Genomic DNA, 23,708 nt, shown 5'->3' with positions numbered 1-23,708 from the left:
TGACTCATGAAAAAAATCCAGCTATATATTGCTTCTTCGTTGTTGATCTTGGCGGCCGGTTGCCAGAACCAGGAGAAACCAAAGGTAATTTATGAAGATTCCAAAACAGTGGCCGAACCCATCAAGAAAGCTGCGGAAGAAATAGAAATCGCCGATTTGCCAATCCACATGGAAGGGACTAAATATTTGCTCCATGCCATTGGCGATGTCCGAGTTTCGGAAGTAAACGGAAGTTACGGCTCGAGTAAAACCAATTCGGTAAGTTATGCCTTGTCCAATTACAACCGGTTTGAACTTACCGGGTATTTTGAGAACATCAAATTCCAGCATATAGATTCTACCGCCTTACGGCCGCTAACCGATAAGAACATACAGATTCAGACGGCTACTTTTTTAAACACCATCGCAGCCAAAACCAAAAGACAGATTCTGGTGTATTCCTTGGTGGATTCCGATACCAATAAGGACGGAAAAATTGACGTAAACGATATAAAATCATTATATATCAGTGAGTTTAGCGGTGCGAAATTCACCAAGCTTTCCGGTGAACTCCAGGAACTGATTGATTGGAATATCGTGGAAGCCCAAAACAGGCTGTACTTCAGGACCATTGAAGATATCAATAAAAATGGGGCCTTCGACAAAAACGACAAAGTACATTACCACTATGTGAACCTTCTTTCAAAAGATTGGCTGGTGGAAGATTACGCTCCTATTTAATAGTTTGAATTGTTTTCCTTTGGAATTGTCCAATCCAAAAAATCTCATTCTCTTTACTACCTTAAATAAAAAAATGCCCTTGTTTTAATGATAGAAACAAGGGCATTTTTTAGGTTTATGTGGTCCGAAGTTTATTCGAAAGATTGCATCATGACCAATTTATGGTAGGTTCCCCTTAAGGCCAAAAGTTCTTCGTGCGTTCCTTGTTCTACAATTTCACCTCTTTGCATCACAATGATCTTGTCTGCTTTCTGGATCGTCGAAAGACGGTGGGCAATCACAATGGAAGTCCTGTTCTGCATCATGTTTTCCAAGGCTACCTGGACAAATTTCTCGCTTTCGGTGTCCAATGCGGAAGTGGCTTCGTCCAAAATCATGATAGGTGGGTTTTTTAGCACCGCACGGGCAATGGACAAACGTTGTTTTTGCCCTCCGGAGAGTTTATTCCCGGAATCCCCAATATTGGTTTCAATGCCTAAAGGCAGGGTTTTTACAAATTCATAGGCGTTGGCGATCTTCAAGGCTTCGATAATTTCTTCATCGCTTGCATCTTCTTTTCCTAAAAGGATATTGTTTTTGATCGTATCGTTAAAAAGGATCGAATCTTGCGTCACTAATCCCATCAAACCTCTAAGAGACTGCAGGTTCATGTCCTTGATGTCAACATTGTCTATGGTTATGGTTCCTTCCTGTACGTCATAAAAACGAGTCAGTAGGTTGGCAATGGTACTTTTCCCGCTGCCCGATTGCCCGACCAAAGCCACTGTTTTCCCTTTTGGCACTTCTATGGAAAAATTCTTCAGTACATTTTCCTGCTCATAACGGAAATTAATGTTTTTGAGCTCGACTTTGTCTTCAAAAGTATTTTTTATAATGGCACCTTCTTTGGAAGTAATATCATTTTTCTGTCCTAAGATTTCCAAAACCCTATCGGCGGCGGCCATGGCGCCTTTTAGTGTATAAGAGGCTTTTGAAATGGCTTTGGCAGGAGTAAGGATACCATAGGCAAGCCCCATATAAGCAATGAATTCGGTTCCTTGCAAGGTCTTTTCGATCAGGACCATATTCCCACCAAACCACAACAGGATGGCAATCACGACAATTCCCAGGAATTCGCTTATAGGTGTGGACAGGTTGTTTCGGTTGACCAAACTGTTCGAGAATTTGTATAGGTTTTGGGCAGATTGTGTAAATTTCCCCTGAAAATTCGGTTCCGCGTTGTAACTCTTGATGACTTTCAAACCGCTTAAGGTTTCGTCCAGGATCGATAGGAAAACACCCGATTCCTGCTGTACTTTACTGGATTTCCGTTTTAGGCTTTTCCCGATCAGGGATATTAAAAATCCGGACAAGGGAATGAAGAAAAACACGAAAAGCGTCAGTTTGGTACTGATGTAGAACATCGAAACGATCGTAAAAATAATCGTCAAGGGTTCTTTGATGATGATTTCCAGGATGGATAAAAAGGAAAACTGTACTTCCCCGACATCATTCGTGAGGCGGACCATAACATCTCCCTTCCTTTTTTCGGAATAGAAGGAAAGCGGCAGGTGGATCACTTTGTCGTACAGGGCAAGGCGCAAATCCTTTAATGTCCCGTTACGCAGGAAAGTGACATAATACATGGCCAGGTAATTGAAGACGTTTTTCAGCAAAAACATACTGATTACCAACGAAATCATCAGCAAAAGCGAAAGCTGCGGGCCTTTTTGATCGGAAGTTGTCGTTACGATATAATCCAGGTAATCCTTCGAATACCCCGGAAGGCTCGCCAGCCCGTTGTATACCGGCTCGATGGTAACCCTTTTGGTTTTGTCGAACATCACATTCAGCATAGGGATCAGCATCACAAACGACAAAGTGTTGAATAGCGCATACAGAATGTTGAAAAAAACATTCAAAAAGGCATACTTTTTATACGGCAGCGCGTAACGTAATATTTTAAAAAAGGTACTGTTCATTTAGTTCAATTGCATTCCAGCAATAATGTTTTTTATTTTAGTGTCTAAGTAAATTTCAGCTTCTGGAACGTCATTTGCGCTTTCAATGGCACAATTTACACTGAAATAGAACTTGATTTTAGGTTCCGTACCACTTGGCCTGGCGCAAATTTTACTTCCGTCTTCCAGGTAATAGATCAATACGTTCGATTTTGGGATGTCCAAAGTGCTTACCTCGCCGGTAAACAGGTTCCGGGCAGTTGACTGCTGGTAATCTTCAATCATGACAACCCTTTCGCCATTGATTTCCTGTAAAGGTTTCTCGCGAAGGTCTACCATCATCTGTTTGATTTCGTTGGCGCCTTCAATCCCTTTTTTGGTGATGGAGATCAAATGTTCCTTGTAAAAACCGTAGTCTACATACATCTGAAGCAATTCCTGGTAAAGGGAGCTGCCTTTTTCTTTGGCCAAAGCTGCCATTTCGCAAACCAGAAGGGTCGCGGCCACCGCATCTTTATCCCGTACGGCATCGCCTACCATAAATCCGAAACTTTCTTCTCCGCCACCGATAAACTTCTGGTTAGGGAAATCCTTGATCATTTTAGCGATCCATTTAAAGCCGGTCAGGCCAACTTTGCATTCTATAGCATAAGCGGAAGCCAGTTCCAGCATCATAGGTGTGGAAACGATTGTAGATCCGATAAATTCCTTACCGGTAAGCTTCCCTTGTTTTTTCCATTGCTGAAGCAGGAAATGCGTCATGACAACCATGGTCTGGTTCCCATTGAGCAGCATCATTTTTCCATCGGTGTTACGGACTGCAACCCCTAAACGATCTGAATCGGGATCGGTACCGATAACAATATCCCCATTGGTTTTCTCCGCCAGTGCCAATGCCATGGTCAAAGCTTCAGGCTCTTCCGGATTAGGGGATTTTACAGTTGGGAAATCACCATTAGGTTCGGCTTGCTCGGCAACGATATTTACGTTGGTATAACCTGCTTTGGCCAATACGCCCGGGATGGCCTTTATGGAAGTCCCGTGCAGGGAAGTGTATACGATCTTTAAATTTTCTTTGGCTGCCGCCGAAGTATTGAAGCTTGCATTTTCGATAGTGGATTTTGCAAAAGCGTCATCGATTTCCACATCAATATATTCAATCAGGCTGTCATCGGCTTCAAACTTAACCTGTTCATAACTTAAGGCTTCAATAACCTGGATGATTTCATTGTCCTGAGGCGGGACAAGCTGGCCGCCATCTTGCCAGTATACCTTGTATCCGTTGTATTCGGGTGGATTGTGCGAAGCTGTCAAAACAATCCCGGCGTGGCATTTTAGGTGTTTTACGGCAAAGGAAAGTTCCGGTGTCGGCCGCATATCCGAAAATAGGTATACTTTGATCCCGTTGGCTGAAAACACATTGGCTACCGTTTTGGCCAGCGTATTGCTGTTGTGGCGGCAATCATAGGCAATCGCGACTTTAAGTGTTTCGTTTGGGAATGATTTTTTCAGGTAATCGGATAATCCCTGCGTATTTTTTCCTAATGTATATTTGTTGATGCGATTGGTCCCTACGCCCATAACGCCCCTCATTCCTCCGGTTCCGAATTCCAGGTTTTTATAAAAACTGTCTTCCAGCTCTTTTGGCGAAGAAGTCATCATTTCCTTGATGGCTTCGTGCGTCTTTTCGTCAAAAGTTGGTGTCAGCCAAATATTTACCTGATCTAAAATATGTTGTTCGATGTGCATTTTCTTAATTTAAAAGTACAGATAAGCTATTCTAAAGATTGATTTCCGTGGCAATCTTATATCTTTCTTCATTGTTTTTCGTCCTTAAAATGATTTCTCCCAGGAAACCGGCCAAAAACAATTGTGTCCCTATGATCATTGCTGTGAGCGCAATGTAAAATAAAGGATTGCTCGTTACCAATATGGTTTCGTAACCGAAAGACAACCGGAATAATTTTACTCCAATAATCAAAAAGGTCGATAAGAAACCAATGATAAACATTAAAACGCCAAAAGCGCCAAATAAGTGCATGGGCCTTTTGCCGTATTTCGATAAAAACCAAATGGTTATCAAATCCAGGAAACCATTGATAAAGCGGCTCATTCCAAATTTTGATTCGCCGTATTTCCTTGCCTGGTGGAGTACCACTTTTTCCCCTATTTTCGAAAACCCGGCATTTTTAGCCAAAACAGGGATGTAACGGTGCATTTCGCCCGAAACTTCGATGTTTTTGATGACGGTTTTTTTGTAGGCTTTCAATCCGCAGTTGAAATCGTTCAGTTCTACGCCCGAAGTCTTCCTGGCTGCCCAATTGAATAATTTTGACGGCAGGTTTTTGGCTACGACCGAATCATAGCGTTTCTTTTTCCAGCCGGAAACCAGGTCATAATTTTCCTCGGTAACCATGGCAAACAATTCCGGGATCTCATCAGGGCTGTCCTGCAAGTCAGCATCCATGGTAATGATTACGTCTCCCTGAGCTTTGGCAAAACCGGCATGCAACGCCTGCGATTTCCCGTAATTTCTCAAAAAACGTATGCCTTTTATGTTTTGATTCTCATCCGATAGCTGTTGGATAGTCTGCCAGGACCCGTCGGTGCTTCCGTCATCGATAAAAATAACTTCATACGAGAAGTTATGGGCATCCATGACTTTAGTGATCCACGAAGTCAGTTCTGGCAACGATTCTTGCTCGTTGAGTAAAGGAATAATTATGGAAATATTCATCTATTGTAAAAATTGTGGTCGGTCTTTTCTCAAAATAAGACCAATAATTGTCGAATAAATCAACCCTAGGAAAGACAGCATCAGCAAACTGATCGGAACTGCAAATAACGGCGAAGAGAATTTTTTTACCATTCCAATGGCAGTTTCCAGCTGGTCGCTTGTCATATTCGGGTTTTGTTTTAGCATGATCCTTCTGGTCTGGTTTATGATTTCGTCCATGTAATCCGGAAAAACATAGTTGAAAATTACGGTAAACACAGAAAATACCAAAGCACCAAGGAAAGCGATGGCTACTCCTGTTTTCAGGCATTCACCCAAAGAAGCGAAGCCCTGGTTGTTTTTCTTGAAAGCCGCAATCCCAAAATATATGAAGGCGACCGGGAATACAAAATAACTAAAAACACTGGTCAGTGTCCCAATTAAAGGGTTTTCGACCGGATCCATATGTAAAGTATACACGATCACAAATGATATGATCATTGCCAATCCGTAAAAAAGCCCAAATTCAATATGCGGTTTCGAAGTCGGTTTTTGATTTTCCATGTTTAGGTTTGTTTAATTTGCAAATATAAGAATTCTACTCTATCTACGATTAGTCTCTGTGTTTCAAAAAAAGTTACTTAATGATTTGATTTTAAAAAAATAGTTGTACATTTGCACCCTGAAATAATAAAAAGTAAACCAAAAAGTTACTGTAAGTCGATACCTTTTTTGAAACAAAAAGCATCAAAACCGAAAGTAACCATTAATAAAAGATTTATCATGAAAAAAGGAATTCACCCGGAAAATTACAGATTAGTTGCTTTCAAAGACATGTCGAATGAAGATGTTTTTATCACTAAATCTACAGTAGAAACTAAAGAAACTATCACTCACGAAGGTGTTGAATACCCAGTGTACAAAATGGAGATCTCAAGAACTTCACACCCTTTCTACACAGGTAAATCTAAACTTATCGATACTGCAGGACGTATTGATAAATTCAAAAACAAATACGCGAAATTCAGCAAATAATCGCTGTTTCCACATTATACAGAAGCCTCTCCTTTACGAGAGGCTTTTTTAGTTGTACCTGTGGGAAAACTTTGTAACTTTGGTTTTCGGTTGGCAAAACAATCCAATTATCAAACACGCTAAAAATGAACTATATACTTTTTGACGGCACTGTCCGTAACGCGCTGCTCCCTTTTACATTTACACGCCCGGTTGCCGATATCCGTATCGGGATCCTTACCATCCGTGAGAAATGGGAAAAATACCTCGGCTATACCACAACCACACTGACTGAAGAATACCTGATGGAGAAATTCCCTATGGTTGAAATGGAGGAAAATGTCATGATCAATGCTTCTTTCCTGCCTAATGATGTCTTGTCGGAAATGGTGAGGAGCCTGGAAGCGAACCAGGCCATTTTCCGTGGGGACGAAGTCGTGGCTTTTTATACCCATGATACTCAGGAAGAAGTCGATTTTGACACTTATGAAATCATAGAATTCAATGAGGACTGCATCAAAATTGAGCATACCTGGGATATTTTTGCCAAAAACGATGCGGCTTTGCGCGAGGATTTCGAATTGATTACAGAAGGAAGGAACTCGCAACCGATCCCTAAATCAGTAAATGTGCTTTCGCCGGAAAATATTTTTATCGAAGAAGGCGCCAAGCTGGAATTCGTAACATTAAATGCTTCCACCGGACCTATTTATATCGGTAAAAATGCCGAAATAATGGAAGGTTCCGTAATCCGTGGGCCGTTTGCACTCTGCGAAGAAGCTCAGGTAAAACTGGCAACCAAAGTATATGGCGCCACAACGGTTGGCCCACATTCGAGAATTGGCGGAGAAGTTAACAATTCGGTGCTTTTTGGGTATTCCAATAAAGGCCACGATGGGTTTTTAGGGAATTCCGTACTGGGCGAATGGTGCAATATTGGTGCAGACAGTAATAATTCCAACCTGAAAAACAATTATGAGGAAGTGAAGTTATGGAGTTACGAAACCGAGAATTTCGCCAGGACAGGACTGCAATTTTGCGGCCTGATGATGGGAGACCATAGCAAATGCGGCATCAACACGATGTTTAATACCGGGACTGTGGTAGGAGTGAGTGCCAATATTTTCGGCAGTGGCTTTCCGCGCAATTTCGTGCCTAGCTTTTCCTGGGGAGGCGCTTCGGGGTTTACCACCTACCTGACTAAAAAAGCATTTGAAGTAGCCAAGGTTGTCATGTCACGCCGCCATGTAGAATTCTCGGAAGAAGATGCCCGGATCCTGGAGCATGTTTTCGAGGAAACCAAAAAATGGCGAAAAGAATAAGCGAAACTTTAAGCAAATTATAACACCACGATTGCCCGGGCAGTCGTGGTTTTTTTTGTAAATTTATTCTCTTAATTTTTGAAAATCATGTACAGAACAGAAAACGACTTACTGGGTGATATGCAGGTTCCTGCCAATGCTTACTATGGTATTCAGACCCAACGGGCTATGGACAATTTCCATATTTCGGGAGTTAAATTATACCAATACCCGGAATTTATAAAAGGGCTGGCGTATGTAAAATGGGCCGCTGCCGAAACCAATTTCCAACTGGGATTGCTGGAAGAAAAACTGAAAAATGCCATTGTAGATGCCGCCAAAGAAGTCATTACCGGCAAATTCGACAAGGAGTTCCCTATCGATATGATTCAGGGCGGCGCCGGGACATCTACCAATATGAACATCAATGAAGTCTTGGCCAACAGGGCTTTGGAACTCATGGGATATCAAAAAGGGGAATACCAGTATTGCTCGCCGAACGACCATGTCAATTTATCACAGTCTACAAATGATGCTTACCCGACTTCCATCCGTGTGGCTGGCATCCATTCGAATATGAAACTGATCGGGCACCTTAAGGAATTGATCCAGTCTTTCCGTAACAAGGGAGAAGAATTCAAGCATGTGCTTAAAATGGGGCGGACACAGCTGTAGGATGCGGTTCCGATGACATTGGGCCAGGAATTTGAGGCTTTTGCTGCTACGCTCGAAGAGGAAATCGACCGGCTGACACAAAATTCCAATTTGTTCCTGGAAACCAATATGGGCGCTACGGCCATTGGGACAGGATTGAACGCCGCTCCGGGCTATGCGAAGTTATGTGCCGAAAATTTGGCCAAAGTAACCGGGCTGGCTATTGTTTCGGCACCCAATTTAATCGAAGCCACACCGGATACAGGTTCTTACGTGATTTATTCTTCGGCACTTAAAAGAATGGCCATCAAGATTTCCAAAATATGCAATGATTTGCGTTTGCTTTCTTCCGGGCCAAGATGCGGACTGAATGAAATCAACCTGCCGCCAATGCAACCGGGCTCTTCCATTATGCCGGGAAAAGTAAATCCGGTTATCCCCGAAGTAATGAACCAGGTTTGTTACCGTGTTATAGGAAACGATTTGACCGTAACCATGGCGGCCGAAGCAGGACAGTTGCAGCTCAATGTAATGGAGCCGGTCCTGACGTATGCCATTATGGAATCGATGGCTTTACTGGCCAACGGAATGGATACCCTGCGCACCAGGTGTATCGATGGTATTACCGCAAACGAAGCACACTGCCGTGAAATGGTCTTGCATAGTATCGGTATCGTGACGGCTTTAAATCCTCATATCGGGTACAAGAACAGTACAAAAATTGCCAAAGAAGCTTTGGAAACCGGGAAAAGCGTTTACAATTTGGTGTTGGAACACCAGATCCTTTCCAAAGAACAGCTGGACGATATCCTAAACCCGGAAAACATGCTGGCTCCCAAAGAACTCAAATAGGTCCATTTACCACGTCATATAACGTGGTAGACCACGTCCGGAACGTCAAGTACCACGTTGTCTACCGTCAAAAATGACGTTCGGAACGCCAAAGACCACGTCCTATAACGTGGTAGACCACGTCCGGAACGTCAAATACCACGTTATCCAACGCCAAACACCACGTCGGGTAACGTGGTAATTGGCGTTTTGGGGCGTAATAAATGGCTGTTGGATGATTTTTATAATGTAAATTATTGATATATAGTTTTTTATTAATTTTTTCAAACCGATTTTTGTACTTAAATTTGCGCACTTAATTTTTTGACAACGATTTCATTGGTTAAGGATTTTTATGGAAAACAAGAAAAAAGTTGCTTTTTATACCTTGGGTTGTAAACTGAATTTTTCAGAAACATCAACCATTGCGAGAAACTTTCAGGAAGAAGGTTTCGAACGTGTCGATTTTGAAGAGGTGGCAGATATCTATGTCATCAATACCTGTTCCGTTACCGAAAATGCTGATAAGCAGTTCAAGCAGATTGTCAAAAAAGCCATGAAGCTCAATGAGAAGGCATTTGTGGCCGCTGTGGGCTGTTATGCACAGCTCAAGCCTGAAGAATTGGCCGATGTTGACGGAGTGGATTTAGTCCTGGGCGCTACGGAGAAGTTTAAAATCACCGATTATATCAATGATTTGTCCAAAAACGATATGGGAGAAGTGCATTCCTGCGAAATCGAGGAGGCGGATTTCTACGTTGGGAGTTATTCCATCGGGGACCGGACACGTGCCTTTTTGAAAGTTCAGGACGGATGCGACTATAAATGCACCTATTGCACGATTCCTTTGGCCCGTGGTATTTCACGAAGCGATACGATGGAAAATGTCCTGAAAAATGCCAAAGAGATTTCACAACAGGGCATTAAGGAAATCGTACTTACCGGTGTGAATATCGGGGATTACGGAAAAGGGGAATTCGGGAACAAAAAACACGAGCATACTTTTTACGAATTGGTCCAGAACCTGGATGAAGTGGAAGGGATTGAGCGCTTGCGGATATCTTCCATCGAACCAAACTTATTGAAAAACGAAACCATAGATTTTGTGTCCAAAAGCAGGACTTTTGTGCCGCATTTCCATATTCCGCTACAGTCCGGAAGCAATACGATCCTCAAGAAAATGAAACGCCGTTACCTGCGCGAGCTGTATTTTGACCGTGTGGCAAAAATCCGGGAAGTGATGCCCCACGCCTGCATTGGTGTGGATGTTATCGTAGGTTTTCCCGGCGAAACAGACGAGTTGTTTTTGGAAACCTATAATTTCCTGAACGAGTTGCCTATTTCCTACCTGCATGTTTTTACCTATTCCGAAAGGGACAATACAGAAGCCGCTGCCATGGAAGGGGTTGTGCCCGGGAATGTCCGTGCCAAAAGAAGCAAAATGCTACGCGGGCTGTCGGTTAAAAAAAGACGTGCTTTTTATGAAAGCCAAATCGGAACAGACAGGACGGTTTTATTTGAAGGAGAAAATAAAGAAGGCTATATCCACGGATTCACTGAGAATTATGTCAAGGTAAAAACACCTTGGAACCCTGAACTGGTCAATACTTTGCACGATATAACCCTAACCAGGATTGATGATGACGGAATGGTCAGGATGGAATTCCTGAACGTCGAAGCTTAATATTTATAGTGGAACCTGATTTTGGTTACCCGGAATACATTGTCCCCATATTGTTCGATAAACTCAAATTTGTTGCGGCCCGGTTCGTTCAGCACAATGATTGATGTGGCATCTATTTCGTAATAGGTCGTGTCACCTTCGAGCATGAATTTCCCGCCGTTGTTGCGGTATGCGGAACGGATCAGCGTAAATTCCGACAGGTTCCAGGTAGTGTGGTCGGCGTCAATGGTATTGACCTCGGTAGTCAGGCCTTCCGTTATTTCGGTTTTGCAGCCATAATACTTTTCGATGTTTTCGAAAAATTCGATGATTTTATGATTTGTCTCTTCTGAACTCATGGACTAAAGATATATGTTTTTTCCAAAAAACAAAAAAGCCGTTCCAAAAACAGAACGGCTTTGCTTATTTATATCCTGATCCCCGGAGGAAGCAATTCTTTGTAGACGGGGTTTTTCTTGAAAAAAGCGGCTATTTTTGGTAAAATAGGCACTACTTTTAATTTCCTTTCCACAGCAATGGCCATGATGTCTTTTAAGAAATCGGTGATGAATTCTTCGTTGTCGAAATTTTCAGGAACGCTCATTTTGGTTAGAAAGATCTTCTTTTCCTGGAAAGAATATTCAACGGTAACGAGTTTGCCGTCAGATAAGGCTTCAAACTGCCTCGAGAAAGTATTGTCTTTAATTTCCATATTTTTCGAAAAAATAATATTGACCATAGAGACAAGTCAGTCAAATGGATTATTTTTATACAAAATTAAGAATAATTAACCGGCTTTGCTATAAAAGAGTTAAATAATGAGTAAGACCCACGTCTATTTTATGCCGGGAATGGCTGCAAGTTCCAAGATTTTTGAACGGATAAAATTACCTGAAGAACACTTTGAAATGCATTTGCTGGAATGGTTCCTGCCCGAGAACAAAGAGACGCTTGCGCATTATGCCCAAAGGATGACAGCCGAAATAAAGCATGAAGATGCCGTCCTGATTGGCGTTTCTTTTGGCGGTATCCTGGTGCAGGAAATGGCAAGGATAAAAAAGTTCAGGAAAACAATCATCATTTCGAGCGTGAAATGCAATACCGAATTCCCCATGCGGATGAAACTGGCCAAAAATACAAAAGCCTATAAACTCATCCCGACCAGCCTGATCTCGCACGTTGAGTTTTTGCTCAAATACGGACAGGGCGAATTGATAAAAAAACGGTTGGAGCTTTACAAAACCTATCTTTCGGTCAACGATAAAAAATACCTGGACTGGGCGATTGAAAATGTCCTGAACTGGGACCGGAAGCAAGCCGACGGCGAAATCATCCACATCCATGGTGATGCGGATGAGGTTTTCCCTGCTAAAAACATCAAGGATTATATCAGGATTGACGGCGGGACACATATGATGATCCTGAACCGGTTTCGGTGGTTTAACAGCAATTTGCCCGAAATCATCCTGAAATAAGGCCGGCATTTATTACTTTTACATTTTAAAGAGAAGCACATGGAAATGATAAAAAAAGCGGCATTGCTTGTTTCGTTGATCGGGATAAGCGGAATATTGATTAACGCAACCACATTCAGTACAAACCCGGATAAGGTTGTTTCGGCTGTCCTTCCGGATTCTATTGATTTTGCCGGGGAAAAAACACCATTGCATATTTATGATGTCCGGGAAAGGATGGACAGGGAGCTTTTGGTGAATGAAAACCTGCATTCTTCTACTATACTAATCATAAAAAGGGCGAACAAGGCTTTTCCTGTCATCGAACCTATCCTGGCAAAATACAATGTCCCGGATGATTTCAAATACCTGGCCGTTATAGAAAGTTCTTTGCTGAATGCGGTGTCCGGATCCGGTGCCCGCGGTGTTTGGCAGTTTATGCCTGATACGGCAAAAGAGAAAAAACTGGAAGTGACGGAAACCATTGACGAACGCTACCATCTTGAAAAATCGACGGAAGCGGCCTGCAAGTACTTTCTTTCTGCCAAGGAAAAATTCGGGTCCTGGACACTTGCCGCTGCATCTTATAATGGTGGGATGAACGGGATTGCCAAGCAAATAGAATTCCAACAGGTAAATGATTATTACGATTTGTTGCTGACGGAAGAAACCTCGCGTTACGTGTTTAGGATTTTGGCTCTGAAGGAAATTATGAAAAATCCTGTAAAATATGGGTTCAATGTCCCGAAATCTGAATTGTATGAAAACCTGCCTACCAAAAAGATAGAGGTAGACAGCACTATTACAGACCTGGCACAGTTTGCCAAAACACAAGGCATCAACTATAAGATACTGAAATACCACAATCCGTGGCTGCGTGATAAAAAATTAGACAATCCGGCCAAAAAGAAATATGCCATAGAAATTCCTTTAAAAGGATATAACTAAAATGAAAAATATGACTACAGCAACTATTGCATCGTTAATAATAATCGGCTTATTGGCTGGAATACTAAGTGGATTGGTTGGTGTTGGCGGAGGGATAATCATGGTGCCACTCCTGGTTTTGCTGGTCGGTTTTGAACAGCATCAGGCGCAAGGGACCAGTTTGGCCGTATTATTGGCACCCGTAACGGCAATTGCGGTTTTCAACTATTATAAGGAAGGGTACATCAATTGGAAATTTGCCATAGTCATTGCCGTTTTCTTTGTTGTAGGCAGCTATTTCGGCAGTAAACTGGCGGTAAACCTCGATCAGAAAATGCTCAAGAAGATTTTTAGCATTGTCCTTATTATTATGGCCGGAAAGATGTTGCTGGAGAAATAAAAACGGTTAATTTGTGGTCAATTGCTCGTCTGTAATGTTTTTTTCAATGAGCAAGCTGCCTAGTCCTTCCCTGAAAGCATTATAGTTCATGGTATAGGCTTTCACGTAAGTGCTTTTGTTGTCCGGCTGGGCACCGCCACGTTTTATGTTGACTACTTTTAAATCCTGGTCCAGGAAATAAGAAGTCGGGAATCCTAAAGTGTGTTTTAGGTTTGCTACAATATTCGCATCGTTTTTATAGGTTTCATGGGCATAACATATCGTAATGTTATGGTTGAATTTACGGGCGATTTTTTTTACGTTGTGTTTTTTGTCCCAGAACAGGATTACAAATTTTACATCTTTGCTGTATTTCTGTGCTAATTTGTTGAGCGCCGGCACTTCGCCTTTGCTGGGAATGCACCAGGAAGCATAGGTCAGGATGAAAACGGGTTTTTTAAAACTGCTGAGTTTTATTTTCCTTTTTTCAAAACTCTTTAAAGTATAATCTTCAAAAGTTGTCCCGATGAGGTAATTGGAAACCAGGGAATCAAAAAGTACCTGTCCTTTTTCCCAGTCCTTATTTTCAAATGCCAGGTCAGACTGCGCATTGTATTTTTTCAAATGTAACTTTATGGCGCCGGCAAAACTCGACCCGTCCTCTTGGCCGTAACCAAAAAAACAGAAGGCAAAAAAGGTAGACAATAAGTAAATTTTCCTCATAACCAGTACGTTTACAATGCAAAGATATAAATCTATCGTATTGATAATCAAGTCTGTTTTTTAATTCGATAAAAAGTATATTATTCCCGATGACTTACTTAAAACAGACAAAAAAAGCCACGTTAAAAACGTGGCTCCTGTAAGAATATTGTGTTAACTTATATTTTTTTCATCTGGTCTTTCATCATCTTGATCTGGTCTTTGAGCATGTTCTGTTTGTCGAGTTTTTTAGCTTCATTGAGCAGGTTGGTCGCTTCTATCTTCCTTCTTCTGCTCATGGCAATGCCGGCGAGGTTCAATTTGGCCAATGCCAGGTCCTGGTCCATGCTCAATCCTAGGCTGATGGCTTTTTTAAAATATTTTTCCGCCTGGGTCAGGTTTGTCTGTGAAAGCATCAACCCGTGCAGGTAGTTGTAGTAACCTTGCTGTTTTTGAACCAAAGCCGTTTCCGGGTTTTTGATTTTATCCAGCCAGTTTTTGGCTCCTTCAAAGTCCTGTTTCCGTAATTTTAAGAAGGCCAAAAGGATATATTCATTCTTAAAATAAAGAAAAATTGGAATTACAGTCAGTAAAATCAAGAAGATTCCATTGCCGATATTACTTTCGGTAAATTGCCAAATACCAGCAATTACTAATAATGCGGCTATTGCGAGTTTAATATTTCTATGAAACATAGTTGTTTTTTTATAATGAATTGCAAATATAGTAAAACGATTTAAAATTATTTTTATAAAACCACTTGCAAGAAAAAAAAATGGTTGTATATTTGCACTCGGTTTTTAAGCAACCCAAAATAAGATATTATATACGATTTTTAAAGATACACAGTTATGAGTAAGAGAACGTTTCAACCATCGAAAAGAAAAAGAAGAAATAAGCACGGTTTTATGGACAGAATGGCTTCTGCGAATGGAAGAAAAGTGCTTGCTCGTAGAAGAGCAAAAGGAAGACATAAATTAACTGTTTCTTGCGAACCAAGACACAAAAAATAATGTTTGACTGTTAAACATATTAAAGGCGTTACTATTAGTATCGCCTTTTTTTTATACCGTGTTTAAAAAAGGCCGGGTTTTAAAAAAAACAACCTCAAATTTTAACAACAGAGTTTTTATCTTTATACAGGATATTTCAGGAAGCAGGAAAAAAATAAATACGTTGAAATGATCATAAGAACATTAGAAAATACAAGTACTGATCAGATCCTGGATGCTTTTAACCTGTCTTTTTCAGACTATTTGGTGCCGGTTCGGCTTTCTGAAGAACAATTTGTAAATAAGATCAAAAGCGATAGTATCGACTTGTCCCTTTCGGCAGGTGCTTTTGAAGGTAATGATTTGATCGGTTTTATCCTCCACGGAAAAGATACCGTTAACGGGGAAAATAAAGCCTATAACGCGGGAACCGGAGTAATCCCGAACCGCAGAGGGAATAATATAACGGGGAAACTGTATGATTTTATCATTCCTCAATTAAAAAATAAAGGCATAAGCCAAATCCAGCTGGAAGTGCTTACCGAAAACCATGTTGCAAAGCATACCTATCACAAATTAGGGTTTAGGACCAACCGCGAACTGGACTGTTATAAAGGAAATGTAAGCAAGAAAGTGAAGGATAGCGCGGTTATAAAGCCTTTGAAAGGATATGATTGGGATCTGCTGCAGTCTTTTTGGGATTGCGAACCGTCCTGGCAAAATTCGGTAACAGCGGTTGAAAACCTGTTCGGGGCTAACATATCTATCGGGATTTACGACGGTGAGGATTTAATGGGGTATCTTATTTTCAATCCGGTCACAAAAAGGATCCATCAGCTGGCCGTGGACCGAAAAAGAAGAAAGGAAGGCCTTGGGAAACAACTCCTGAATTATGTCCTTACAGAAGAAAGCGTTCCCGTGACGGTCATAAATGTTGATAAAAAAGCCGTTGGGGCGGAAGCATTTCTAAAAACAAGCGGTTTCGACATATTTATCAGCCAATATGAAATGACGCTGGATATTTAAATGAAAACATACTAAAATTAATAAACAACAATAACTACACACAATGCCAAAAGACAATTCAATTAAATCGGTTTTAATCATAGGTTCAGGTCCAATCGTAATCGGGCAGGCCTGCGAATTTGATTATGCAGGTTCACAATCAGCACGTTCATTAAGGGAAGAAGGTATCGAAGTGATTTTGATCAATTCAAATCCGGCGACCATCATGACCGATCCTTCCATGGCTGACCATGTATACCTGAAACCGCTTACTACAAAATCAATTATCGAAATCCTGAAAGCGCATCCGCAGATTGATGCGGTTTTGCCAACTATGGGAGGGCAGACGGCATTGAACCTTTGCCTGGAAGCAGATGAGAAAGGGATTTGGCAGGATTTTGGCGTGAAATTAATTGGCGTCGATATCAATGCCATCAATATTACCGAAGACAGGGAGCAGTTCAAGCAATTGCTTCAGAAAATAGAAGTTCCGACAGCACCGGCGGAAACGGCGACATCTTTCTTGAAAGGAAAAGAAATAGCCCAGAAATTCGGGTTCCCGTTGGTAATCCGTCCTTCGTTTACTTTAGGAGGGACCGGAGCGGCTTTCGTACACAAAAAAGAAGATTTTGATGATTTGCTAACTCGCGGATTAGAAGCTTCGCCTATACATGAAGTGTTGATTGACAAGGCTTTATTGGGTTGGAAAGAATACGAACTGGAATTGCTCCGCGATAAAAACGATAATGTAGTGATTATCTGTACCATCGAGAATATGGACCCGATGGGAATCCATACCGGGGATTCCATTACGGTAGCGCCGGCCATGACTTTATCGGACACCACGTTCCAGAAAATGCGTGATATGGCCATTTTGATGATGCGCAGCATCGGAAATTTTGCCGGAGGCTGTAATGTGCAGTTTGCGGTTTCTCCGGATGACCAGGAAGATATCGTGGCCATCGAGATCAATCCTCGTGTATCGCGTTCTTCGGCCTTGGCATCGAAAGCGACAGGTTATCCAATCGCGAAAATCGCTACGAAATTGGCCTTGGGTTATCATCTGGACGAACTTCAGAACCAAATCACAAAATCTACTTCAGCCTTATTTGAACCAACCCTGGATTATGTAATCGTAAAAATCCCACGCTGGAATTTCGATAAATTCGAAGGATCGGACAGGACTTTAGGACTTCAGATGAAATCGGTTGGGGAAGTAATGGGAATTGGGCGTTCTTTCCAGGAAGCCCTGCACAAAGCCACGCAATCCCTTGAGATCAAACGAAACGGATTGGGAGCAGATGGAAAAGGATACAAAAATTATGAGCAGATTATCGACAAACTAACCCATGCAAGCTGGGACAGGGTTTTCGTGATTTACGATGCTATTGCGATGGGGATCCCGTTGTCAAGGATACATGAAATCACTAAAATTGACATGTGGTTCCTGAAACAATATGAGGAATTGTACGCCCTGGAAAAAGAAATCTCCAAATATTCTATTGATACGTTGCCAAAAGACCTGCTCTTGGAAGCCAAGCAAAAAGGTTTCGCCGACAGGCAGATTGCACACATGATAAGTTGCCTGGAAAGCCAGGTGTATAAATTGCGCGATGAGAAAAAGATCAACCGTGTTTATAAGCTGGTAGATACTTGCGCCGCCGAATTCAAAGCCCTTACGCCTTATTATTATTCTACTTTTGAAGCAGAAATCGAAAAGGCAAACGGAGAGCGTTATGTGGCTAATGAAAGTATCGTTACACCGAAAAAGAAAGTCGTGGTACTAGGTTCCGGGCCAAACAGGATTGGGCAGGGGATAGAATTTGATTATTCTTGTGTCCATGGTGTTTTAGCCGCTAAAGAATGCGGATACGAAACCATCATGATCAATTGTAATCCTGAAACCGTTTCCACAGATTTCGATACGGCCGATAAATTATATTTCGAACCGGTATTCTGGGAACATATATATGATATTATCCGCCACGAAAAACCGGAAGGTGTAATCGTGCAGCTGGGAGGCCAAACGGCTTTGAAACTGGCTGAAAAACTTTCAAAATACGGTATCAAGATTTTAGGGACAAGCTTCAATGCGCTGGATCTGGCAGAAGACAGGGGACGTTTCTCCGAATTGCTGACAGATTTAAATATCCCTTTCCCAAAATTCGGGATTGCGGAAAGTGCCGATGAGGCTTCTAAACTGGCAGATTCCCTTGATTTCCCGCTGTTGGTACGACCTTCGTATGTATTAGGTGGCCAGGGGATGAAAATTGTCATCAACAAACAGGAGCTGGAAGAACATGTGATCGATTTATTGAAAAATATCCCGGGGAACAAACTCCTTCTTGACCATTACCTGGATGGTGCAATCGAAGCAGAAGCCGATGCCATATGCGATGGCGAAAATGTATATATTATCGGTATCATGGAACATATCGAGCCTTGTGGGGTGCACTCCGGGGACAGTAACGCGACATTGCCTCCGTTCAATTTAGGGGAATTTGTCATGCAGCAAATTAAGGACCATACCAAGAAAATTGCCCTGGCATTGCAAACGGTGGGTCTGATCAATATCCAGTTCGCGATCAAAGACGATACGGTTTACATCATCGAGGCCAATCCTAGGGCGTCCAGGACAGTACCGTTTATTGCAAAAGCCTATGGGGAACCTTATGTGAACTATGCGACCAAAGTAATGCTGGGCGAGAATAAGGTAACTGATTTTACCTTCAACCCACAATTGAAAGGTTATGCGATCAAACAGCCGGTTTTCTCTTTCAGCAAATTCCCGAATGTGAACAAAGCTTTGGGGCCTGAAATGAAAAGTACCGGAGAAAGCATTCTTTTTATAGATGATTTAAAGGACGATCAGTTCTACGAATTGTATTCCAGAAGGAAAATGTACCTTACCAAATAAAGGAAAGCCCTCGTCAAGAGGGCTTTTTTAGTTACATAGTTGCTGAGGCATCCTTTTGGTAGATGCCGTGGACGTTTCCATCGGGATCGGTAAAATAAGCCAACCAGCCTATGGTTGGGATGGGCATTTTAGGAACGACAATTTTGCCGCCGCCTTTTTCAATATCGGTTATGGCCTTATCAACACTGGCTACTTCAATGGAATTGACCACAGGCTGGGCCGGGTCTTTCTTTTTCATAAGGCCTCCGTTTATTCCGTGGGAAGCTTCATCGCCTGTGATTACGGACCAATACTCTTCGGTACCAAACTGCTGGAAACTCCAGCCAAATACTTCTGTAAAGAAATCCATGGTTTTTTGGGGATTATCGCATGGGATTTCAAAATGCACGACTCTGTTACTCATCTTTTTAGGTTTTAGGGGTTATTTGATTTTTTAAATTTATGCGATGGTAAAGTTGCATTTTTGCTGTTGGATTAGCTGTATATGTTTTCCGGAAAATATTGTAAAATTACCATCTTATATTTTTTCAAAATACTTCCCGGTAAATTGGTACCTGATTTTCTTTTTGGTGATTTTCCCATCCTCGTTCAGTAAAGGGATGATAATGGTTTTTGTCTTTTTGTCGTATACCATAGTCATATAATCCCGGCCTTCAATCCCATCGGTCCTGTCCCGATTGGAGGAGCTGGAAAGGTCAATGTCGTATCCGAGGGTGTTTTTTAGCCCGCTTTTGGTTTTTATCAGTTTGGCATTGTCATTCAATTGCCCGTTTTCGATACAAAATACCTTGGCTTCATAATGATATGCAGCACTGCTGCCCACGGCTATGCTGTTGGTGATATAATAGGTTTTACCGTTTGATTTCACCTCATTCAAATTGTAAAAGTTCACACCGCTGTCTCCCTCATCGGTTTCCGCTTTGCTTAGTCTGGAATACACTTTCCCATTTGCCTTATACTGATACACATTTTTATAAAACTGCATAGTACCTCCTTCTAGGGTATTCCAGGTATAGATCCTGAATTGCCCGTCTGCCGATGTTACTATATTCAGGCCGTTTGGCATCTCTTTAAAGGAATAGGTCAGTGTTTCGGGATTGGAGGAAGTGAATTGCAGGACTAATTTTTCAAGTTCTGCATTGTATTTGGCCAGGTTTTCGTATGCTTTTTCATCGTCGCTTTCGCTGATTGAATTGCGTTTGCTAATCAAGGCGTTCAACTTTTTTTCAAAAAAAGCAATACTTTGGCTATAAACCGAAAAGTTCAAAAAGAGGAATAGGAGCAAGATGTGTTTTTTCATTTGTTTTTGTTTGAATAGTATGATGATGCCTGATAATCAATTGTCTGCTTCAGGAGATTTGTAATCCTTCAAGACCCTTTTTAGATAGAACAGCCCTATGATTCCTGCCAGTAAGGAGGCCAGTATAATGTACAGTTTTGCATTGTTGATGATGGTTTCGTCCTCAAAAGCCAGTAAAGTGATAAAAATCGACATCGTAAACCCTATGCCACCCAATATCCCTGCACCAAGGATCTGTTTCCAATTTAGGTCTGCCGGCAATTGTGCTGCTTTGGCTTGTACAGATAAGTAGGAGAACAGGGTAATACCAAGGGGTTTGCCTACGACCAGCCCTAAAAGAATTCCCAACGCATACGTGGGCAATAAGGTTTCATTTGCGCTAAAATCCAAAATGATTGCCGTATTGGCTAAAGCAAAAATGGGCAATATCACAAAGGAAACGGGTTTGTGGAGCCAATGGAGCAATTGTTGCGAAATAGAGTTGTCGGCCCCTTTCTGGAACGGAATGGCAAAGGCCAGCAAGACACCGGTTATAGTAGCGTGTACCCCCGAATGCTCCATAAAATACCACATAAAGACACCGCCAATAAGGTACGGCCACAAAATATAGATTTTAAATTTATTCATCGCCAGTAATACGGCAAAAATACCAAAGGCTAATCCGAGGTAGCCCCAATGGATTGTTTGGGAATAAAAAAGAGCAATGATAATGATGGCGCCCAGATCATCAATTACCGCCAAAGCCGTTAGGAAAACCTTGAGCGAAGTCGGGACTTTGCTGCCTAGCAATGACAAGATCCCTATGGCAAAGGCAATATCGGTCGCCATTGGGATGCCTACGCCATTTTCAAAATCAGTATGGTTGTTGAAAACATAATAGAGGATTGCCGGCAGCATGATTCCGCCAATAGCACCCGAAATGGGCAGCAATGCGTTTTTTATGTCCGATAATTCACCAATATAGATTTCTCTTTCCAACTCAAGGCCTATCATCAGGAAAAAAACAGTCATCAGCCCATCATTGATAAGGTGTTCCAAGGATTGCCCGCCGATGGTGTAATGCCAAAGCGCGACATAATCTTCCTGCCAATAAGAGTTGGCAATGCCTATCGAGATAAGCGTACAGCACAAAAGGACAATGCCGCCTGCTTTTTCGCTTTCAAAAAAAGAGGTGAATAAACGAGTTGCTTTCATCAATACAATATTACGGGTAAATAGTATGCATAATAATTTCTAAATTTACATATTATTTAAAAAAGCGCTATGAGTGTCATAAAGAAAAAAGGTAAAAAATTGAAAACGGACACCAATACGGGATTTGGGGCAAACGCATCCAATTACGGAGGAAGGTTTATCAACAAGGATGGTTCGGCCAATATCAAGAAAACCGGGATTGGATTTATTGAAAGCATCAGCTGGTACCATACGATGCTCAATATCCCGAGCTGGAAATTCATGGCGATTATTTTTGTTTTTTACGGCATAGTCAATTTCATTTTCGCCACTATATATTGCCTTATTGGGGTCGAACACCTAAACGGGATCATCGCCAATTCATTTACCGATAAATTCGGGCAGGCCTTTTTCTTCAGTGCGCAAACCTTTACCACCGTTGGTTACGGCCATATCAGCCCTACAGGTTTTTGGGCCAGTTTTGTGGCTTCGGTGGAAGCATTGTTCGGGTTGTTGAGTTTTGCCATTGCTACCGGTTTGTTTTATGGAAGGTTCAGTAAGCCTAAAGCCCATATCCGGTTTTCCGAAAATGCGGTTATTGCCCCTTTTCAGGACGGCAAGGCATTGATGATCCGGATTTCCCCTTATAAAAATACAAACCTCACCGATGCGGAAGCCAAAGTGACCTTGGGGATGCGGGTGAAGGAAAAAGGAACAGAAGTCAACCGTTTTTTCTCCCTCGACCTGGAATACGACAAGATCAATGCGCTCACGTTAAGCTGGACTTTGGTGCATCCCATTACCGAAGACAGCCCGCTTTACGGTTTTTCCAAAGATGATTTCAAAAACAATAAAGGAGAGATTATCATTTACTTAAAAGCCTTCGATGAAATGTACAGCAATACCGTGGCCATCCGTTCTTCTTATACGTTTGAAGAAGTGGTGTACGGCGTTAAATTTGTCCAGATGTACGAAAACAGCAAAGACAATTCAAGGACTGTCCTGCATGTCAACAAACTGAATGCTTTTTCGGAAATCGTTTTTGAGGAAGTCCTTACAGAAGAATAAAATCCAGTCGTACGGCTACGTTTTTGGCTACTTTCGCTCTGACCAAACTCGGGATCTGTATGTCAAAATCTTCCGGGTTTAACGTAAAATTGGACGTAATTTCAATACCGTTGCCTGATTTTTTGATTTTGGAAGCCAGCACAACATCTTTGGATTTCCCGTGCAATTCTATTTTGCCTTTAATTGTATAGTCCTGTGGCTGGGCGGTAATTTTATCCCAATCGAAATTCTCTATTTTCCCCTTAAAGGTAGCTTTCGGGAATTTATCGCTTTCGATATAATTTTCATTAAAATGTTCCTCCATCAGGGCTACTTTAAACTGGAATCCTTTCACTAAAATCAGGGAAGCGATTTCACCGGTTTTGGTATTCAGGATGCAGGTTACGGCTTTGTGGTTGGCTTTGACCTCTTCAAATGAAGGCACTGAAGCTTCAAAAGTGACTTTGCCGGTTTTGGTTAAAACTTTGTCTTGCGCAAAGGCTGTTGCCAGGCTTAACAAACTGAGCATTAAAAAGGCTGTATTTTTCATGGTGTCATGGTTTAAAAGGGTTGGTTGTGATACCTGCAAAAACTATTCCAGTAGTCCGTCGTCTTTCCATTTTTTGATGATATCGATCTTGGTTTGCGGCAAACGGGTCCCGCCATTGGGCATCATTCCCGGTGCTCCCTGAGGCCTGGAAATACGGTCAAGCAAACCACGGTTGTTTACGGCATATTTTACATCATCGTAAGTGGTCAGTTTCATAGGCGCTCCATTGACCGGCGGATCGGTATGGCAAGGAATGCAGTTTCCCTGGATAATAGGCCGGACATCGGTAGTATATTTCACCAGAAGGGGAGCGGGCACTACCAAATCTGCTTCGCTGTCACTGGTACAGGAAGAGGCGATGAGTAAAAAAGCAAAAGCAAGCATTGAAATATTTCCTTTCATGATTTTTTATATATTTTATGG

24 protein-coding genes and 1 pseudogene are annotated in these 23,708 nt (G+C 41.8%); 12 read left to right on the top strand and 13 right to left on the bottom strand.

The annotated features are described in order from the left end of the window. Positions 1-6: 6 nt before the first annotated feature. The gene (locus E4635_RS15020) at positions 7-720 is read left to right on the top strand and encodes a CREC-EF hand family protein (protein ID WP_135527523.1); all 714 of its coding nucleotides are present in this window, start codon (positions 7-9) and stop codon (positions 718-720) included. A 131-nt stretch (positions 721-851) separates the two neighbouring features. Here E4635_RS15020 and E4635_RS15015 read toward each other — a convergent pair whose 3' ends face one another. The 4 genes from E4635_RS15015 to E4635_RS15000 are packed head-to-tail and all read right to left on the bottom strand — an operon-like array spanning position 852 to position 5,940. Continuing rightward, positions 852-2,681 (bottom strand): ABC transporter ATP-binding protein, encoded by a 1,830-nt coding sequence (locus E4635_RS15015; protein ID WP_135527522.1) that lies wholly within the window; start codon positions 2,679-2,681, stop codon positions 852-854. Further along, a complete protein-coding gene (locus tag E4635_RS15010) occupies positions 2,682-4,409 on the bottom strand; it encodes a phospho-sugar mutase (protein WP_135527521.1) in 1,728 nt (575 codons plus the stop codon). Positions 4,410-4,440: 31 nt separating this feature from the next. Then, on the bottom strand, positions 4,441-5,397 hold the full coding sequence (locus tag E4635_RS15005; RefSeq protein ID WP_135527520.1) for a glycosyltransferase family 2 protein: 957 nt from the start codon (positions 5,395-5,397) through the stop codon (positions 4,441-4,443). Then, positions 5,398-5,940, bottom strand: a complete 543-nt coding sequence (locus E4635_RS15000) for a DUF4199 domain-containing protein (RefSeq protein ID WP_135527519.1) — start codon at positions 5,938-5,940, stop codon at positions 5,398-5,400. 219 nt (positions 5,941-6,159) lie between these two features. On the opposite strand from E4635_RS15000, the gene E4635_RS14995 reads away from it, so the two are divergent. The 4 genes and pseudogenes from E4635_RS14995 (at position 6,160) to mtaB (ending at position 10,860) form a co-directional block, all read left to right on the top strand. Further along, the gene (locus E4635_RS14995; RefSeq protein WP_135527518.1) at positions 6,160-6,411 is read left to right on the top strand and encodes a type B 50S ribosomal protein L31; all 252 of its coding nucleotides are present in this window, start codon (positions 6,160-6,162) and stop codon (positions 6,409-6,411) included. Between the two features lie 125 nt (positions 6,412-6,536). Further along, positions 6,537-7,712, top strand: coding sequence for a GlmU family protein (locus E4635_RS14990; RefSeq protein ID WP_135527517.1), 1,176 nt, complete (start codon positions 6,537-6,539; stop codon positions 7,710-7,712). An 87-nt stretch (positions 7,713-7,799) separates the two neighbouring features. Continuing rightward, positions 7,800-9,197 (top strand): annotated as a pseudogene (gene aspA / locus E4635_RS14985) (aspartate ammonia-lyase). Positions 9,198-9,531: 334 nt separating this feature from the next. Beyond that, entirely contained in the window at positions 9,532-10,860 is a 1,329-nt protein-coding gene (mtaB, locus tag E4635_RS14980; protein WP_135527516.1) for a tRNA (N(6)-L-threonylcarbamoyladenosine(37)-C(2))-methylthiotransferase MtaB, read from the top strand. Here the strand turns inward: mtaB and E4635_RS14975 are convergent. Continuing rightward, the gene (locus E4635_RS14975; RefSeq protein WP_135527515.1) at positions 10,857-11,198 is read right to left on the bottom strand and encodes a hypothetical protein; all 342 of its coding nucleotides are present in this window, start codon (positions 11,196-11,198) and stop codon (positions 10,857-10,859) included. The genes mtaB and E4635_RS14975 overlap by 4 nt on opposite strands. A 68-nt stretch (positions 11,199-11,266) precedes the next feature. Further along, the gene (locus tag E4635_RS14970) at positions 11,267-11,551 is read right to left on the bottom strand and encodes a GNAT family N-acetyltransferase (RefSeq protein ID WP_135527514.1); all 285 of its coding nucleotides are present in this window, start codon (positions 11,549-11,551) and stop codon (positions 11,267-11,269) included. Between the two features lie 106 nt (positions 11,552-11,657). Between E4635_RS14970 and E4635_RS14965 the strand changes: the two genes are divergently transcribed. Genes E4635_RS14965 through E4635_RS14955 form a run of 3 tightly spaced genes read left to right on the top strand, consistent with a single transcriptional unit; the run spans position 11,658 to position 13,620 of the window. Next, a complete protein-coding gene (locus E4635_RS14965; RefSeq protein WP_135527513.1) occupies positions 11,658-12,314 on the top strand; it encodes an alpha/beta fold hydrolase in 657 nt (218 codons plus the stop codon). Between the two features lie 39 nt (positions 12,315-12,353). Further along, complete coding sequence (locus tag E4635_RS14960) at positions 12,354-13,241, top strand: lytic transglycosylase domain-containing protein (RefSeq protein ID WP_135527512.1); 888 nt, start codon at positions 12,354-12,356, stop codon at positions 13,239-13,241. 10 nt (positions 13,242-13,251) lie between these two features. Then, the gene (locus tag E4635_RS14955) at positions 13,252-13,620 is read left to right on the top strand and encodes a sulfite exporter TauE/SafE family protein (RefSeq protein ID WP_135527511.1); all 369 of its coding nucleotides are present in this window, start codon (positions 13,252-13,254) and stop codon (positions 13,618-13,620) included. Between the two features lie 6 nt (positions 13,621-13,626). Here E4635_RS14955 and E4635_RS14950 read toward each other — a convergent pair whose 3' ends face one another. Beyond that, positions 13,627-14,322, bottom strand: a complete 696-nt coding sequence (locus tag E4635_RS14950) for a TlpA family protein disulfide reductase (protein WP_135527510.1) — start codon at positions 14,320-14,322, stop codon at positions 13,627-13,629. A gap of 158 nt (positions 14,323-14,480) precedes the next feature. Then, the gene (locus E4635_RS14945; RefSeq protein ID WP_135527509.1) at positions 14,481-14,996 is read right to left on the bottom strand and encodes a DUF2892 domain-containing protein; all 516 of its coding nucleotides are present in this window, start codon (positions 14,994-14,996) and stop codon (positions 14,481-14,483) included. 156 nt (positions 14,997-15,152) lie between these two features. Here E4635_RS14945 and rpmH point away from each other — a divergent pair, with 156 nt between their 5' ends. From rpmH to carB, 3 genes are all read left to right on the top strand, one after another. Further along, entirely contained in the window at positions 15,153-15,314 is a 162-nt protein-coding gene (rpmH, locus tag E4635_RS14940; RefSeq protein WP_007136275.1) for a 50S ribosomal protein L34, read from the top strand. A 168-nt stretch (positions 15,315-15,482) separates the two neighbouring features. Then, positions 15,483-16,319, top strand: a complete 837-nt coding sequence (locus E4635_RS14935) for a GNAT family N-acetyltransferase (protein ID WP_135527508.1) — start codon at positions 15,483-15,485, stop codon at positions 16,317-16,319. A 43-nt stretch (positions 16,320-16,362) separates the two neighbouring features. After that, entirely contained in the window at positions 16,363-19,215 is a 2,853-nt protein-coding gene (carB, locus tag E4635_RS14930; protein ID WP_135527507.1) for a carbamoyl-phosphate synthase large subunit, read from the top strand. A gap of 31 nt (positions 19,216-19,246) precedes the next feature. On the opposite strand, the gene E4635_RS14925 is transcribed toward carB, so the two are convergent. From E4635_RS14925 to nhaA, 3 genes are all read right to left on the bottom strand, one after another. Further along, positions 19,247-19,618, bottom strand: coding sequence for a VOC family protein (locus E4635_RS14925; RefSeq protein ID WP_135527506.1), 372 nt, complete (start codon positions 19,616-19,618; stop codon positions 19,247-19,249). Positions 19,619-19,732: 114 nt separating this feature from the next. Further along, positions 19,733-20,515, bottom strand: a complete 783-nt coding sequence (locus tag E4635_RS14920; protein WP_135527505.1) for a hypothetical protein — start codon at positions 20,513-20,515, stop codon at positions 19,733-19,735. Between the two features lie 36 nt (positions 20,516-20,551). After that, on the bottom strand, positions 20,552-21,709 hold the full coding sequence (gene nhaA, locus E4635_RS14915; RefSeq protein WP_135527504.1) for a Na+/H+ antiporter NhaA: 1,158 nt from the start codon (positions 21,707-21,709) through the stop codon (positions 20,552-20,554). Positions 21,710-21,778: 69 nt separating this feature from the next. Between nhaA and E4635_RS14910 the strand changes: the two genes are divergently transcribed. Beyond that, positions 21,779-22,756, top strand: coding sequence for an ion channel (locus E4635_RS14910; protein WP_135527503.1), 978 nt, complete (start codon positions 21,779-21,781; stop codon positions 22,754-22,756). Here the strand turns inward: E4635_RS14910 and E4635_RS14905 are convergent. Together E4635_RS14905 and E4635_RS14900 are read right to left on the bottom strand one after the other, a co-directional pair. Beyond that, the gene (locus E4635_RS14905) at positions 22,743-23,285 is read right to left on the bottom strand and encodes a YceI family protein (protein WP_135527502.1); all 543 of its coding nucleotides are present in this window, start codon (positions 23,283-23,285) and stop codon (positions 22,743-22,745) included. The two genes, E4635_RS14910 and E4635_RS14905, sit on opposite strands and share 14 nt — an antisense overlap. A 42-nt stretch (positions 23,286-23,327) precedes the next feature. Next, positions 23,328-23,687 carry a hypothetical protein gene (locus tag E4635_RS14900; protein WP_135527501.1) on the bottom strand — a complete coding sequence of 120 codons (360 nt, stop codon included), beginning with the start codon at positions 23,685-23,687 and terminating at the stop codon, positions 23,328-23,330. Positions 23,688-23,708: the final 21 nt, after the last annotated feature.

Origin of the sequence: Flavobacterium humi (assembly GCF_004745595.1) — a bacterium.
GTDB classification, from domain to species: Bacteria; Bacteroidota; Bacteroidia; order Flavobacteriales; family Flavobacteriaceae; genus Flavobacterium; species Flavobacterium humi.
Note: the sequence above shows the minus strand (reverse complement) of the source record. Positions and strands in the feature narration are given on the sequence as shown.

Excerpts from the sequence above, each read along its gene's own strand:
- E4635_RS15020 (WP_135527523.1), top strand. The coding sequence starts at position 7 with ATGAAAAAAATCCAGCTATATATTGCTTCTTCGTTGTTGATCTTGGCG.
- E4635_RS15015 (WP_135527522.1), bottom strand. The coding sequence starts at position 2,681 with ATGAACAGTACCTTTTTTAAAATATTACGTTACGCGCTGCCGTATAAA.
- E4635_RS15010 (WP_135527521.1), bottom strand. The coding sequence starts at position 4,409 with ATGCACATCGAACAACATATTTTAGATCAGGTAAATATTTGGCTGACA.
- E4635_RS15005 (WP_135527520.1), bottom strand. The coding sequence starts at position 5,397 with ATGAATATTTCCATAATTATTCCTTTACTCAACGAGCAAGAATCGTTG.
- E4635_RS15000 (WP_135527519.1), bottom strand. The coding sequence starts at position 5,940 with ATGGAAAATCAAAAACCGACTTCGAAACCGCATATTGAATTTGGGCTT.
- E4635_RS14995 (WP_135527518.1), top strand. The coding sequence starts at position 6,160 with ATGAAAAAAGGAATTCACCCGGAAAATTACAGATTAGTTGCTTTCAAA.
- E4635_RS14990 (WP_135527517.1), top strand. The coding sequence starts at position 6,537 with ATGAACTATATACTTTTTGACGGCACTGTCCGTAACGCGCTGCTCCCT.
- mtaB (WP_135527516.1), top strand. The coding sequence starts at position 9,532 with ATGGAAAACAAGAAAAAAGTTGCTTTTTATACCTTGGGTTGTAAACTG.
- E4635_RS14975 (WP_135527515.1), bottom strand. The coding sequence starts at position 11,198 with ATGAGTTCAGAAGAGACAAATCATAAAATCATCGAATTTTTCGAAAAC.
- E4635_RS14970 (WP_135527514.1), bottom strand. The coding sequence starts at position 11,551 with ATGGAAATTAAAGACAATACTTTCTCGAGGCAGTTTGAAGCCTTATCT.
- E4635_RS14965 (WP_135527513.1), top strand. The coding sequence starts at position 11,658 with ATGAGTAAGACCCACGTCTATTTTATGCCGGGAATGGCTGCAAGTTCC.
- E4635_RS14960 (WP_135527512.1), top strand. The coding sequence starts at position 12,354 with ATGGAAATGATAAAAAAAGCGGCATTGCTTGTTTCGTTGATCGGGATA.
- E4635_RS14955 (WP_135527511.1), top strand. The coding sequence starts at position 13,252 with ATGACTACAGCAACTATTGCATCGTTAATAATAATCGGCTTATTGGCT.
- E4635_RS14950 (WP_135527510.1), bottom strand. The coding sequence starts at position 14,322 with ATGAGGAAAATTTACTTATTGTCTACCTTTTTTGCCTTCTGTTTTTTT.
- E4635_RS14945 (WP_135527509.1), bottom strand. The coding sequence starts at position 14,996 with ATGTTTCATAGAAATATTAAACTCGCAATAGCCGCATTATTAGTAATT.
- rpmH (WP_007136275.1), top strand. The coding sequence starts at position 15,153 with ATGAGTAAGAGAACGTTTCAACCATCGAAAAGAAAAAGAAGAAATAAG.
- E4635_RS14935 (WP_135527508.1), top strand. The coding sequence starts at position 15,483 with ATGATCATAAGAACATTAGAAAATACAAGTACTGATCAGATCCTGGAT.
- carB (WP_135527507.1), top strand. The coding sequence starts at position 16,363 with ATGCCAAAAGACAATTCAATTAAATCGGTTTTAATCATAGGTTCAGGT.
- E4635_RS14925 (WP_135527506.1), bottom strand. The coding sequence starts at position 19,618 with ATGAGTAACAGAGTCGTGCATTTTGAAATCCCATGCGATAATCCCCAA.
- E4635_RS14920 (WP_135527505.1), bottom strand. The coding sequence starts at position 20,515 with ATGAAAAAACACATCTTGCTCCTATTCCTCTTTTTGAACTTTTCGGTT.
- nhaA (WP_135527504.1), bottom strand. The coding sequence starts at position 21,709 with ATGAAAGCAACTCGTTTATTCACCTCTTTTTTTGAAAGCGAAAAAGCA.
- E4635_RS14910 (WP_135527503.1), top strand. The coding sequence starts at position 21,779 with ATGAGTGTCATAAAGAAAAAAGGTAAAAAATTGAAAACGGACACCAAT.
- E4635_RS14905 (WP_135527502.1), bottom strand. The coding sequence starts at position 23,285 with ATGAAAAATACAGCCTTTTTAATGCTCAGTTTGTTAAGCCTGGCAACA.
- E4635_RS14900 (WP_135527501.1), bottom strand. The coding sequence starts at position 23,687 with ATGAAAGGAAATATTTCAATGCTTGCTTTTGCTTTTTTACTCATCGCC.